16 protein-coding genes are annotated in these 13,123 nt (G+C 65.1%); 7 read left to right on the top strand and 9 right to left on the bottom strand.

Features of this window, described 5'->3' with window-relative positions; all coding sequences use genetic code 11:
• Positions 1–39 precede the first annotated feature (39 nt).
• From NUW51_RS08150 to NUW51_RS08140, 3 genes are all read left to right on the top strand, one after another.
• Entirely contained in the window at positions 40–1,668 is a 1,629-nt protein-coding gene (locus NUW51_RS08150; protein WP_265564500.1) for a helicase HerA-like domain-containing protein, read from the top strand.
• The gene (locus NUW51_RS08145; RefSeq protein WP_265564498.1) at positions 1,665–2,045 is read left to right on the top strand and encodes a nuclear transport factor 2 family protein; all 381 of its coding nucleotides are present in this window, start codon (positions 1,665–1,667) and stop codon (positions 2,043–2,045) included. Before NUW51_RS08150 ends, NUW51_RS08145 begins: the two co-directional genes overlap by 4 nt.
• Positions 2,046–2,112: 67 nt before the next feature.
• Positions 2,113–2,415 carry a hypothetical protein gene (locus NUW51_RS08140; RefSeq protein ID WP_265564496.1) on the top strand — a complete coding sequence of 101 codons (303 nt, stop codon included), beginning with the start codon at positions 2,113–2,115 and terminating at the stop codon, positions 2,413–2,415.
• 6 nt (positions 2,416–2,421) lie between these two features.
• On the opposite strand, the gene queF is transcribed toward NUW51_RS08140, so the two are convergent.
• A complete protein-coding gene (queF, locus tag NUW51_RS08135; protein WP_265564494.1) occupies positions 2,422–2,868 on the bottom strand; it encodes a preQ(1) synthase in 447 nt (148 codons plus the stop codon).
• Between the two features lie 111 nt (positions 2,869–2,979).
• On the opposite strand from queF, the gene NUW51_RS08130 reads away from it, so the two are divergent.
• On the top strand, positions 2,980–3,207 hold the full coding sequence (locus NUW51_RS08130) for a hypervirulence associated TUDOR domain-containing protein (protein ID WP_265564492.1): 228 nt from the start codon (positions 2,980–2,982) through the stop codon (positions 3,205–3,207).
• 93 nt (positions 3,208–3,300) lie between these two features.
• The gene (locus tag NUW51_RS08125) at positions 3,301–4,131 is read left to right on the top strand and encodes a sulfurtransferase (protein WP_265564490.1); all 831 of its coding nucleotides are present in this window, start codon (positions 3,301–3,303) and stop codon (positions 4,129–4,131) included.
• A gap of 4 nt (positions 4,132–4,135) precedes the next feature.
• Here NUW51_RS08125 and NUW51_RS08120 read toward each other — a convergent pair whose 3' ends face one another.
• The 8 genes from NUW51_RS08120 to NUW51_RS08085 all read right to left on the bottom strand — a co-directional run bounded on the left by NUW51_RS08120 (position 4,136) and on the right by NUW51_RS08085 (position 12,090).
• Positions 4,136–4,270 carry a hypothetical protein gene (locus NUW51_RS08120; protein WP_265564488.1) on the bottom strand — a complete coding sequence of 45 codons (135 nt, stop codon included), beginning with the start codon at positions 4,268–4,270 and terminating at the stop codon, positions 4,136–4,138.
• 35 nt (positions 4,271–4,305) lie between these two features.
• Positions 4,306–5,289 (bottom strand): hypothetical protein, encoded by a 984-nt coding sequence (locus NUW51_RS08115; RefSeq protein WP_265564486.1) that lies wholly within the window; start codon positions 5,287–5,289, stop codon positions 4,306–4,308.
• A gap of 143 nt (positions 5,290–5,432) precedes the next feature.
• Complete coding sequence (locus NUW51_RS08110; protein ID WP_265564483.1) at positions 5,433–5,981, bottom strand: winged helix-turn-helix domain-containing protein; 549 nt, start codon at positions 5,979–5,981, stop codon at positions 5,433–5,435.
• Between the two features lie 21 nt (positions 5,982–6,002).
• Entirely contained in the window at positions 6,003–6,404 is a 402-nt protein-coding gene (locus NUW51_RS08105) for a DUF3035 domain-containing protein (RefSeq protein ID WP_265564481.1), read from the bottom strand.
• Positions 6,397–6,885 (bottom strand): signal peptidase II, encoded by a 489-nt coding sequence (gene lspA / locus NUW51_RS08100; RefSeq protein ID WP_265564479.1) that lies wholly within the window; start codon positions 6,883–6,885, stop codon positions 6,397–6,399. The genes NUW51_RS08105 and lspA overlap by 8 nt, the downstream gene beginning before the upstream one ends.
• Positions 6,882–9,947 (bottom strand): isoleucine--tRNA ligase, encoded by a 3,066-nt coding sequence (gene ileS / locus NUW51_RS08095; protein WP_265564477.1) that lies wholly within the window; start codon positions 9,945–9,947, stop codon positions 6,882–6,884. The genes lspA and ileS overlap by 4 nt, the downstream gene beginning before the upstream one ends.
• A gap of 141 nt (positions 9,948–10,088) precedes the next feature.
• On the bottom strand, positions 10,089–11,021 hold the full coding sequence (locus NUW51_RS08090; RefSeq protein ID WP_265564475.1) for a bifunctional riboflavin kinase/FAD synthetase: 933 nt from the start codon (positions 11,019–11,021) through the stop codon (positions 10,089–10,091).
• A gap of 34 nt (positions 11,022–11,055) precedes the next feature.
• Positions 11,056–12,090, bottom strand: a complete 1,035-nt coding sequence (locus tag NUW51_RS08085; RefSeq protein WP_265564473.1) for a succinylglutamate desuccinylase/aspartoacylase family protein — start codon at positions 12,088–12,090, stop codon at positions 11,056–11,058.
• A 219-nt stretch (positions 12,091–12,309) separates the two neighbouring features.
• Here NUW51_RS08085 and rpsM point away from each other — a divergent pair, with 219 nt between their 5' ends.
• Positions 12,310–12,678: a 30S ribosomal protein S13 gene (gene rpsM / locus NUW51_RS08080; protein ID WP_245111244.1), complete on the top strand. Its 369-nt coding sequence runs from the start codon at positions 12,310–12,312 to the stop codon at positions 12,676–12,678.
• A gap of 54 nt (positions 12,679–12,732) precedes the next feature.
• Entirely contained in the window at positions 12,733–13,122 is a 390-nt protein-coding gene (gene rpsK, locus NUW51_RS08075) for a 30S ribosomal protein S11 (protein WP_245111242.1), read from the top strand.
• Position 13,123 lies beyond the last annotated feature (1 nt).

Raw genomic sequence — 13,123 nt, 5'->3', positions numbered from 1 at the left:
CGCACACCCCCGCTAGGCTCACCGGCCTAGCGGGAGGATGTGCGGTTGAGCGACGAGACGATTTTCATTGGCACGGCCGGCGAGGGTGGGGCGCGCCAGTCGCTTCGCCTCGACCGCGCCAATCGCCACGGCCTCATCGCGGGCGCGACCGGCACCGGCAAGACGATCACCCTGCAAGGTCTCGCCGAGGGCTTCAGCCGCGCCGGCGTCCCGGTCTTCCTTGCCGATGTGAAGGGCGACCTCGCCGGGCTCGCGCTGCCGGGATCGGCGACGCACAAGCTGCACGAACCCTTCACCAAGCGCGCCGCCAAGATCGGCTATGCCGACTATGGCTATGAGGACTTCCCGGTGCGCTTCTGGGACCTCTTCGGGCGCCAGGGCCATCCCGTCCGCACCACGGTGAGCGAGATGGGGCCGCTCCTCTTGGCGCGGCTCATGGATTCGAACGACACTCAGGAAGGGGTGCTCGCCATCGCCTTCCACCTCGCCGATGCCGAAGGCTTGGCACTGCTCGATCTCGACGACCTGCAGGCGATGCTGGTCGAGGTGGGCGAACGGCGCAGCGAACTCACGCTCGACTATGGCAATGTCTCGACCGCGAGCATCGGCGCCATCCAGCGCAAGCTGCTCCAGCTTCGCACGCAGGGCGGCGACCTCTTCTTCGGCGAACCCGCGCTCGACCTCGCCGACATCATGGCCATGGGCGACGGCGGCAAGGGCTTCATCAACATCCTCGCCGCCAGCGACCTGATGCGCAGCCCTCGGCTTTATTCGACCTTCCTTCTCTGGCTGCTCTCCGAATTGTTCGAGGAGCTTCCCGAGGTCGGCGATCCCGACAAGCCGAAACTCGTCTTCTTCTTCGACGAGGCGCATCTCCTGTTCGACGAGGCCCCCAAGGCGCTGGTCGAGAAGGTCGAGCAGGTGGTGCGGCTCATCCGCTCCAAGGGTGTGGGCGTCTATTTCGTCACGCAGAACCCGATCGACATCCCCGACGAGGTGGCGGGGCAATTGGGCAACCGTGTCCAGCACGCGCTGCGCGCCTTCACCCCGCGCGATGAAAAGGCCGTGCGCAGCGCCGCCGACACCTTCCGCCAGAACCCCGGACTCGATGTCGCCGAGGTCATCACCCAATTGAAGGTCGGCGAAGCGCTGGTGTCCACACTCGACGAAGAGGGCGCGCCGACGCCGGTCGAGCGTACGCTGGTCAAGCCGCCCTCGGCGCGCGCCGGCACCATCTCCAGCGGCGAGCGCGCGGTGATCATGGCTTCGGACGGCATCGGCACGCGCTATGACGAAGCCGTCGACCGCGAGAGTGCGGAGGAAATTCTCGAGGCGCGCGCGGCGAAAAAGGCTGAGGAAGCCGCCGCTGCACAGGAGCGCGAGGCCGCGCAGGAAGAACGCGACAAGGCCGAGCGCGCCGAGCGCCGCTCGACGGGCGGGCGGCGCTCCTCCTCGACGGTGGAAAAGATCGGCAAGGCGGTCGAGCGTACCATCGTCAACAAGGTCGGGCGCCAGATCGGCAATGCCATCCTGCGCGGCGTGTTCGGCAACATGTCGCGAGGCGGCGGTATCTTCGGTGCCGCGAGCGCCGACAAGGCCGCGCCGCGCAAGGCCGCGCGCAAGACCAAGCGTTCGCCATCCAAACCCGACTGGAAGCGCGTCCGATGAGCGAGGAACTGACCCTCGTCGAACGGCTCGAGGCCGAGTGGCGCGCCGCGCTCTTCGCCAAGGACGAAGGCGCGCTCCGGCGCCTCATCCATCCCGACTTCCAGCTCGTGGGCGTGCGCGGACCCGATGTGGTGACGCTCGACCTCGACGGCTGGATCGCCGCGCTCGCCAACATGGATGTCGTCGACCTATGCGTCGACATCACTCATTGCGCGCGCGTGGGCGGTACCATCGTCGCGACCGTCGATGCGCGCTGGTCGGTGCGCTATCTCGGCCAAGTCATTCAGGAACGCGTATTGTTGTCCGACATATGGGTGGAGGCAGACGGCGGATGGCAGGTGATTCGGCGGCATTCATCGCCGCTGCCCTGCGATTGAGGTTGGAACCGGAGCGTTCCGTCCCCATATCCGTTGGGAAAGAAACGTTTTTTGCCAAGGATATGCCATGATTTCGACGCTGATGATCGCCGCCGCGCTCGCGCAGAGCGCCGATGACCTGCAGGGCCCGCGTGCCGCCTTCGACAATTGCCTCGAGGAACGCGTCGCCGCCGCCAAGGCAGAAGGTCAGACCCCGGCCGATTTCCGTAACGCGATCCGCACTGCGTGCGCCGCCGAAGCGGTCGCGCTGCGCACCGCGCTCATCGCCTACGACCTGTCGACGGGCCAAGGGCAGGGCGATGCCGAGGGCTGGGCCGACGAGGACATCAACGACAGCCGCGACGCCGCCGCCCGCCGCTACGAGCGCTAGGGCGCGTCAGCCGCGCCCGCGGTAGCTTGCCACGCCCTGGTCGGGGAGCCACAGCCCCTTGGGCGGTTCGCCCGACTGCCAGAAGACGTCGATCGGGAAGCCGCCGCGCGGATACCAATAGCCGCCGATGCGCAGCCAACGGGGCTGCATCTCGTCGAACAGGCGCTTGCCGATGCCCACGGTGCAATCCTCGTGGAAGGCGGCATGGTTGCGGAAACTGCCGAGGAAGAGCTTGAGACTCTTGCTCTCCACGATCGTCTCGCCCGGCGCATAGTCGAGGACGAGATGCGCGAAATCGGGCTGGCCGGTGACCGGGCACAGCGAGGTGAATTCGGGCGCGGCGAAACGAACGAGATAGAGCTCGCCGGCACGCGGGTTGGGGACGTAATCGAGCTCTGCGGCCTCGGGCGAGGCGGGCAGCGCACTGGTCTGGCCGAGATGCTTGGGGGTCATGGACCAAAGCCCATAGACGCCCCGCTTCGTCCACGCAAACACCCCCTTTCGTCCCATTCGGAGCAACCGCGCGCAGGGTGCCGGTCGTTGGGGAGGCAAAGGAGAAACGCCATGAGCAATTCGAACAGCTTTCAGACCAACCAATATGTCAAATGGGATTGGGGCAATGGCACCGGCTGCGGCCAAATCGAGGAGCGCTTCGAGCGCGAGGTGACGCGCACCATCGACGGCAATGAAGTGACGCGCGATGGGTCGGAAGACAATCCCGCCTATCTCATCAAGCAGGATGACGGCGGCAAGGTATTGAAGAAGGGCTCGGAGCTCGAAGCGCAGAATTGATCGAGGCGGCCTATGCGGCCCCTCATCTCTTGACCACATCGAGGAGGCGTCCCATCGGGGGCGCCTTCTTGGCGTTTGAAAGGACGGTGAGCGATGACCCCGTTGGTAACCCCCGAATGGCTCGACGCGAACCTCGACGAGGTGCAGCCGGTCGATTGCACGACCTTCCTTCCCGGCACGCCGCGCGATGCCAATGCGGAATTTGAGGCCGGGCACATCCCGGGCGCGCTGCGGCTCGACATCAAGAGTTTCGCCGATCCTGACCAGGCGCCGCCGCATATGCTCCCGCCCGCCGAACTGGGCTGCGCGATGCTCGAGTCGCTCGGGCTACGCCGCGACAAGAGGATCGTCTGTTATGACGACAGCCCGCTGAAAACCGCCGCGCGGGGCTGGTTTACCATGCGCCATTATGGCGCGCGCGACGTCGCCATTCTCGATGGCGGACTGGCGCGCTGGAAGGCGGAAGGGCGCGATTTGGAAAGCGGCCCGGCACGCGTGCGCAGCGGGCTGTGGCCGGTCGGCGGACCCGTGCACCAGATCGTCACCAAGGCCGACCTTCTCGCGGGGCGTGCGGCGATGGTGGTGGATGCGCGCGCCTATGACCGCTTTACCGGCGACAAGCCCGAGCCGCGCGCTGGCATGGGGTCGGGACATGTGCCGGGCGCGCGCAGCCTCCCCTTTGGCGAACTCTATGATGAAGATGGAACGATGAAGGACGAGGACGGCCTGCGCGCCGCCTTTGCCGCGCGCGGTATCGACCCGCATGCGCCCTTCACCGCCAGTTGCGGTTCGGGCGTCACGGCCTGTTCGAGCTTGCTTGCCGCGTACCTGCTCGGGTCGAGCGAAGGGCGGCTCTACGATGGCAGCTGGTCCGAATGGGGCGCCGATCCCGACACGCCGAAGGAAACGGGCGCGCCCGCCTGATCGGCTAGAGCGACAGGTGCGGCGGTCGCGGCGGCGCATCGCGGCGCGCCTTGGCCTCGCGCTGCACGGCAGGCGCCATCGCCCGCGGCCGGTCGGCGGCGGGCGCGATGGTGTCGCGAGTAGGCAGCGGAGCGATCATGAAACCCGCTTTACGCCAAAGAGATGAAGCCGGGCTTAATTGGAGGCCGGGCGATCGTCGTCCTTGCTCTCGGTAATCATCTTGGCGGCGACCCCGCCGATGACGCCGCCCGCGGCCGCACCCACGATGGCATTGGCGGCGTTGAGGCCGCCGCTGCTGGCGGCGGCGCTGCCGGTGCCCACACCGACGCCGGCGCCCACACCCGTGCCGGTAGCGGGCGTCGCGACGCTGGTCGCTCCCGCCGTGGTTCCGACGGGGGGCGGTACCGACGCGTTCGGCAAGGTCGTAGCCGGCGCCGAGGTCGCGCTCTGGACTGGGGTGGCTGTCGTCGGGGTCGCACCGCCCGGCGTTGTGGTCGCGTTCGTCGCCTTCACGGGTGAGGGCTGGCTCGGAGTTCTGGAGATTGTCTGCTGGCCGGGCCGCGTCACATCAGCCTGCGATTGCGGCACGCGAGTGTCTTGCGAAGGTTGCGGCGCTTCCACGCAACCGCCCGACGTATAGATGCTCTCCAGACCAAAACGGTCGGTGGCATCTTCCAATGCTTCCTTCACATGAGCCGGGTGATACGGTGAGTTCGCCAGGTCGAAGGCAGTCGGCTTCACCTGAGGCCCCGATGCCAACGCGGTGGCCTGCGCTTGGAGGACATGCAACGCAGGATAGTTTTCGCTCGTCGAATCCTTGTCGATGGAGTTGTGGTATTCCCAAGCCCGCGCATAACGCAGGTTGAGCATGTCCGCCGACTCATAGACCTGACCTTCCGGACAGGCCGATTTCTGTTCTTCGGGCAATTTCCGGCAGGTGATCGTCCGGTTCTTGTCGTCTTCTGTCACCGACTTGGAGAAACCCGATGGGCAGGACGCATCGATGAAGTCGTCCTCATCGGTCCATGTGGTCTGTCCATAGCCCGCCGGTTTGGCCATCGGGGCCCCATTTTCGTCCTGGAAATCGACGTAGGTGTTCTTGCACGCGGCCAGAGCCAGTCCGGCGGCGCCGATAAGCAGGATCTTTTTGAGATGCATGTCTAACGTTTTCTACTGGGAATGTCATCCGTGGCGGGCAGACGAAGGCGTCGTTTCAACGTCTTAACGATAAAGACGTTAAGACTTCTTTAGCGTGGTCACCGTCGCTGCGCCCGATCGGGGCGCTCGACGCAGCTCGCGCCTCAGCCCTGGTCGATGTCGCGCAGGATCCAGCCGCGCTGGGGGATCGTCTCGATGAACTCCGCCCCGCCCGAGGCCGAGCGCAGTTTCTTGCGCAGCTTGGAGATGAAGACGTCGATGATCTTGGGCTGCGGCTGGTCGTCGGCGCGGCGATAGAGATGCTTCAGCAGCATGTTGCGCGTGACGACATTGTTGCGCGCATAAGCGAGCAGTTCGAGGACGCGATATTCCATTTCGGTGATGCCGATCGGGTGCCCGTCGATACGGATCAAACGCTGCACGGCGTCGACGTTCATGCGCCCGCCGCAGAGCGTTTCGGGCATTTCCTGCCCCTGCGCCTTCAGGCTGGCGAGCAGCTTGGACGCGGTTTCCTCGCTGTCGGCCTGGGCACCCGGCGCGGGTGCACCGAGGACGGCCTGCTGGATGTCGGACAGCGCCTTTTGCGCCTCGTCGACCAGGTTCAACCCATCCTCGAGCTTGCGCCGTGCGCGCTCGAGCTGGCTTTCGATGTCGACCAGCCCGTTCTGGAGCCTGTTACCGGCCTCGCTCATCCCTCTTCCCCCTCAAAACCGTTATTGCGGCGTGTCGGCGCTGGCGTCCTGGCCGTCGCCTTCGGGCGCGGCGAGGATGGTCTGCGTGGTCGCACCCTTGTCGACGACCCGCGTATCGGGATCGCCCGCGGTCGAGCGCGCGCCCAAGGGAATGGTGCCGCCGTCGGCCGCCTCGCTGATCACCGCGCGTTCGGCGGCGCTGCGCGGGGCGGGGCCACCGAAGAGCGCTTCCAAGGCGCGCGTCTGCGCTTCGCCCGCGGTGGTCGAGACGGTGCCCGCGCGCGGCGGCTGCAGCGTGTAATCGGGCGGGATGACGAGCGGCGCGTTGCGCGTGACCGCATATTCGTCGAGCGAACCCTGGTTGTTGGCGCACGCCGAGAGGGCGACTGCGGAAATCAGAGTGAAGGCAAACGCCTTACGCATTGGAAGTCTCCTGTTCGCGCCGAGGCCAGAAGGCGCGGATCAATAGGTAAGCGACGCCGAGGGAGATGGCCGCGTCGGCAATGTTGAACACATAGAAAGGCCGAAATTCACCAAAGTGCAAGTCCGCATAGTCGACGACATAGCCGAAACGCACCCGGTCGACGATATTCCCGAGCGCCCCGCCGAGGATCATGGCAAAGCCCAGACGGTCGCCTTCCTCGCCCGGACGGGTCATCATCCAGCCGACCACGCCCGCGATGATCGCGGTGCCCGCCACCAAGAGCCAGCGGCCAAGATCTGTGTCGGCCGACAGAAGACCGAGGCTGATGCCGCGGTTCTCGACCCAGGTCAGGTTGAAGATATCGACGATATAGACGCTGCCCTTGGCCTCGAGCGCAAAGGGCCCGACGATCCAATATTTGACGAGCTGGTCGATGATGAAGACCGCGATGGCGGTCGCGACGCCCTTGCGGATGGTCACTTGAGCACCTCTTCGCAGCGCCCGCACAGGTCGCCATCCTCGTCCACCTCGGGGAGGTGGCGCCAGCAGCGACCGCATTTGGCGTGGTCTGTTTTGGAGTACTTAACTGCTAGCATACCGCCCCGGTCTTCATTGACGTTGTAGTCGATGAGCGCCGCTTTTGAGACGATCATAATCTCGTCGAGACTATCTTCGACACTCTTCAACGCTTCGAAAGTCGGCGTTTCAGCAGGCCAAAGTTCGATTTCAGCTTGGAGGCTAGAACCGATCTCTTTCGCTCGCCGCTTTTCTTCGAGGCTTTTGGTAACAGTAGATCTCGTTTGACGAATAAGTGTCCAGCGCGCGGCCAAGGCCTCGTCCTTCCACCCATCCTCGATCTCGGGCCAGAGCAACGTGTGGACGCTGCCGCCATCGGGGTAGCGCGTCGTCCACGCCTCTTCGGCGGTGAAGACGAGGATCGGCGAGAGCCAGCGCGTCAGGCTGTGGAACAGCACGTCAAGCACGGTGCGATAGGCGGCGCGCGTCGCCGTCTGTTCGCCCGTCTCGGCGTTGACGTCGCAATAGAGCCGGTCCTTGCGAATATCGAAGAAGAAGGAGGACAAATCGTCCTGCGCGAAATCCACCAGCGTGCGGACATAACGGTTGAAGTCATAGCCTTCCGCCGCCGCTTTCAGCACATCCGACACCTCGGCGATGCGGTGGAGCATGTAGCGCTCGAGCTCGGGCATGTCGGCGACCGCCACGGCGTTCGCGGGATCGTAATCCGTCAGCGCGCCCAACAGGTAGCGCAGCGAATTGCGGAGCTTGCGATACTGATCGCCCACGCCGCGCAGGATTTCATCGCCGATGCGATGGTCCTCGGTATAATCGACGCTCATCGCCCACAGGCGGATGATGTCGGCGCCATATTGCTCCATCACCTTCAAGGGGCTGATGGTGTTGCCGAGGCTCTTCGACATCTTCATGCCCTTGGCGTCCATCGTGAAGCCGTGGGTGAGCAGCGCCTTGTATGGCGCGCGGCCGCGCGTGCCGCAGCTTTCGAGGAGCGAGGACTGGAACCAGCCGCGATGCTGGTCCGAGCCTTCGAGATAGAGGTCGGCGGGCGAGGAGAGGTCGGGCCATTCGCCGCTTTCGAGCACGAAGGCATGGGTCGAACCGCTATCGAACCAGACATCGAGAATGTCGGTGACCATCTCGTAGTCGGCGGGGTCGCGGCCGTCCCCGAGGAAATGCTGTGCGCGGTCCTCGCGCCAGGCATCGACGCCTTCCTCGCGCATCGCATCGACGATCCGCTGGTTGACGTCGCCATCGACGAGCAATTCGCCCGTCTTGCGCTCGACGAACAAGGCGATGGGCACGCCCCAGGCGCGTTGGCGGCTGATCAGCCAGTCGGGACGGTCGGCGACCATCGCGGTGATGCGGTTGCGCCCGCGCTCGGGGTAGAATTTGGTGCGCTCGATCTCGGCCATCGCGGTTTCGCGCAGGCTCTGGAAATCGTCGACCAGCGGGCTGTCGGCCTGCGACCCGCCCTCATTGTCCCAGCGGCGCTCGGCGCGCGTCTCGGGATCGAGATGGTGGAGCGGTTGGTCCATGGCGATGAACCACTGCGGGGTACAGCGGTAGATGACCTTTGCCTTCGAGCGCCACGAATGGGGGTAGCTGTGCGCATAATCGGCGCTGGCCGAGAGAAGCGCACCCGCCTCGCGGAGGTCCGAGCAGATCGGGCCGTCGGGCGAATTGAAGGGCTTGTTGATGACGCTGCGGCGGCGCTCGTCGTCTGCACCGAGCCACAGCCAGTCGTCGCGATAGGCGCCATTGCGCTCGACAGCGAAAACGGGCTCGATCCCGTGCTTCTTGCACAGGATGAAGTCGTCTTCGCCATGGTCAGGCGCCATGTGGACGATGCCGGTACCGCTGTCGGTGGTAACGAAGTCGCCGGCGAGCAGCGGGCGCGGCTTGGCATAGAAGCCGCCGAGCTTGTGCATCGGGTGACGGGCGATGGTGCCATCGAGGTCGGCGCCCTTGAGCTTCAGCTCACGGTGGAACTCATCATCTCCGAATTGCAACTCGTCCTCATACGCGAGTTTCCCCTTAGGAATGCCGAGCGCTTCATGATCCAACGACTGGTACCAGTTGTTGATACGAGCGACAAAATCTTCGACCAACGAGACCGCAACGAGGAACTTGTTTTCGGTCCAAGCCAATGCCGGCTTTTCGAACGCGTCATCCAGCGTTCCTTCGGTGAAGGCACCAGAAAGCTCTATTCCAAATTCGATCAGACGGTACTCGACCTCCGGCCCATAAGCCAACGCCTGGTTGACCGGGATCGTCCACGGCGTCGTCGTCCAGATCACCGCATAGGCGCCGACCAGTTCGGGCACCTTGCTCTCGACAATCTCGAACGCCACGTCGATCTGCGGGCTGTCGGTCAAATCCTGATACTCGACCTCCGCCTCGGCCAACGCGGTTTCTTCCACCGGCGACCACATCACCGGCTTCGAGCCGCGATAAAGCTGGCCGGTCTCGGCGAACTTGAAGAGCTCGGCGACGATCTGCGCTTCGGCTTCGGGGCGCATGGTGAGATAGGGCTTGTCCCACTCGCCGATATTGCCGAGCCGCTGGAACTGGCCCGCCTGGACCTCGACCCATTCTGCGGCATAGGCGCGGCACTCGGCGCGGAATTCGACCGCGGGGACGTCCTTCTTGTCCTTCTTCTTCTTGCGATACTTCTCCTCGATCTTCCATTCGATCGGGAGGCCGTGGCAGTCCCAGCCGGGCACATAGGGCGCGTCCTTGCCGAGCAGCGTCTGGCTGCGCCCGACCACGTCCTTGATGGTCTTGTTCAGCGCATGGCCGATATGGATGTCGCCATTGGCATAGGGCGGGCCGTCATGGAGGATGAACTTTTCCGCACCCGCACGCGCCGCGCGGATCTGCCCGTAAAGGTCGTCGGCCTGCCATTTCTCGAGAATCTTCGGCTCCTTTTGCGGGAGACCGGCTTTCATCGGAAAATCGGTCGTCGGCAGGAAGACCGTGTCTTTGTAGTTCGGCTTGTCGGACATGGGGTTAGGCGCTTAAGGCGCTGCGCCGCCAGAGACAACCGGAATCATCGGCCGAACCACCGTCATTGCGAGCGCAGCGAAGCAATCCAGCGGCGGCGCGGTGGATTGACGCGTCGCCTGCGGCTCCTCGCAATGACGAGATCAGGCGCGGCCCTCGCTCAGCAGTCGCCGCGCTTCGGCGCCGTCATTGTCCATCTGGCGCTTCAGCGCTTCCATGTCGTGGAAGGCGGCTTCGGGGCGTAGATAGTGGTGGAGCTGGACCTCCACTTCCTGCCCGTACAGGTCGCCCGACCAGTCGAAGATGAAAGTCTCGAGCAATTCCTTGGGCGGGTCGAACATCGGGCGCACCCCGAGGTTGGAGACGGCATCATGTTCGCTCCCGTCGGGCAGGCGCACACGGGTGGCGTAGACGCCGTAGGCGGGGCGCAGATACTGGCCCATTTCCATGTTGGCGGTAGGCCAGCCAAGCTCGCGTCCGCGCTTGTCGCCATGCACCACCGGCCCGCGCACCGCGAAGGGGCGGGTGAGAAGGCGGGTGGCCGTGGCGGGATCGCCCGCCTGCAGCGCCTCGCGGATGCGGCTCGAGGAGACCACGGCGTCTTCCATGCCGACCGCGCCCACGGCCTCGGCGCTCATGCCGCTGGCAGCGCCCAGTTCGGCGAGCTTGGCGACGTCGCCCTCGCGGCCCTTGCCGAAGGTGAAATCCTCGCCGGTGACGACGCCCGCCACGCCCAGCTTGTCGCTGAGCAGTTCGACGAACTCGGCCGCCGTCAGCGAGGCCAGCGCATCGTCGAAGGCGAAGACCAGCATGCCGTCGGCGCCGGCTTGCCCGAACAGCGCCTCGCGCTGGTCGAGCGAGGTCAGGCGGAACGGCTTGGCATCGGGGCGAAAGTGCCGCACCGGATGCGGATCGAAGGTCGCCACCACCGCGGGCCGCCCTTCGTGCGCCGCCTTCGCGATCGCGCGGCCCACGACGGCCTGGTGACCGAAGTGGAAGCCATCGAAATTGCCCAGCGCGACGATGGCGCCGCGAAGGCTTTCCGGGACGGGGTCGGTGTGGCTGAACCGCTGCATAAGGAAGGTGACTAGCGACTAAGCGGCGCGCCGCCTAGTCGATCTCATGCTCGTCGAGCAGGGCGCCACTCAAGCGCTCCTCGGTGAGCGGGTCGAGGTAGATGCCGCTGTCGCCCAATTGGGCAATGTGGAGCAGCGCATCGCCGCGATTGACCACGCCCATCCGGCTGTGGCCGATGACGAGGCCCTCGATCGGCGATTTGAGGACGCTTTCCTCCTCGGGGTGGGTGGGGTTGCGCACGGTGGCGACGACCTGGCCGAGGCTCACCTTGCGGCCCGAGGGCGTGCGAATGGAAGCGATGCCGCCGCGCGGGCTTCGGAGCCACAGCGAGCGAGTGCTTTCCAGCGGCGCGGCGATCTCGCGCTTGCTTTCCTTCAAATCTAGCATGTCCATCGCCGCCATGACGCGCAGGATGCCATTCACCCCGACGCGGGTGGAGAAATCGTCGAAGCGCAGCGCCTCGCCCGCCTCGTAGAGGATCATCTGGAGCCCGTCCTTCAGCGCCTCGGCGCGCATCGAACCGTCGCGCAGGCTCGAATGCATGATGATCGGCGGCGAAAAAGCGCGCGCCAGCTCGCTCGCCTTGAGCGATTCGGGGCTGACCCGGATCTGCGGCAAGTTATAGCGGTGGATGGCGGCCGAATGGAGGTCGATGGCGAAGTCGGCGCGCTCCATCAGGAGGGTGCGAAACAGAAAGGCGATGCGGCTGGCAAGGCTGCCGTCCTCGCGCCCCGGGAAACTGCGATTGAGGTCACGCCGGTCGGGCAGGTAGCGGCTCCAGGCGACAAAGCCGAAGGGGTTGACGATGGGCACCGCGAGCAAGGTGCCGCGCAGCCGCTTGGGCTTCATCTTGGCCAGCACGCGGCGCACGACCTCGATGCCACTGATCTCGTCGCCGTGGATCGCCGCGCTGATGAGCAGCGTGGGCCCGGGTTTTGCGCCATGGACGATGCGCACCGGCAGATGCACCATGTTGCCCGCCGAATCGCGGCTGATCGGCACGTCGACCGACAGCCGCGTGCCGGGCTTGACCTGCTGGTCGTCGAAAACGAAGTTCTGGGTCCCCATGGCGCATTAATGGCGGGGAAACGCCTTTTGCTCCATCTCTAATTGTGCGGGCCTTGACTCTCCAACAGCGCAATCCTATCTCGCGCCCATCCCGAACCGTGGGTTTCCGGCGGCGCCCTTGTTGCGTCCGCCGTTTTCATCGTTGGTTCGGGGGTCACGCTTTGAGATGGGGCGGCAAGTGCCCGCTGCCCCGTGGAGCCGTAAGGAGACTATTTGGTTATGGCACGTATTGCCGGGGTCAACATCCCGACCAACAAGCGCGTCGAGATCGCGCTCACCTACATCCATGGTATCGGTCACACGACTGCCAAGGAAATCACCGAAAAGCTGAAGATCGCGCCGGAACGTCGCGTCGCCGACCTGTCGGACCAGGAAGTCCTGCAGATCCGCGAAACGATCGACGCCGACTACACCGTCGAGGGTGACCTTCGCCGCGAACGCGCGATGGACATCAAGCGCCTGATGGACCTCAAGTCCTATCGCGGCCTTCGTCACCGTGCCGGCCTGCCGGTCCGCGGCCAGCGCACGCACACCAATGCGCGCACCCGCAAGGGCAAGGCCAAGCCGATCGCGGGCAAGAAGAAGTAAGCGTTTCTCGCTTCCTTCCTCCCGCTGCACAGCTTTTAGAAGAGAGATTTCAAAATGGCACGTGAACCGCAACGCGTTCGTCGCCGTGAGCGCAAGAACATCACCGCCGGCGTCGCCCATGTGAACGCCAGCTTCAACAACACCATGATCACCATCACCGACGCCCAGGGCAATGCGATCAGCTGGTCGAGCGCCGGCATGATGGGCTTCAAGGGCAGCCGCAAGTCGACGCCTTATGCCGCGCAGGTCGCCGCCGAAGACGCCGGCAAGAAGGCGCAGGACCATGGCGTCCGCACCCTCGAAGTCGAGGTCAAGGGCCCGGGTTCGGGTCGCGAAAGCGCGCTGCGTGCGCTCCAGGCGGTGGGCTTCACCATCACCTCGATCCGCGACGTGACGCCGATCCCGCACAATGGTGTCCGTCCGTCCAAGCGCCGCCGCGTCTAAC

Source organism: Sphingomicrobium arenosum (genome assembly GCF_026157085.1).
Lineage (GTDB): Bacteria > Pseudomonadota > Alphaproteobacteria > Sphingomonadales > Sphingomonadaceae > Sphingomicrobium > Sphingomicrobium arenosum.
This window is presented reverse-complemented; position numbering and strand designations above follow the sequence as displayed.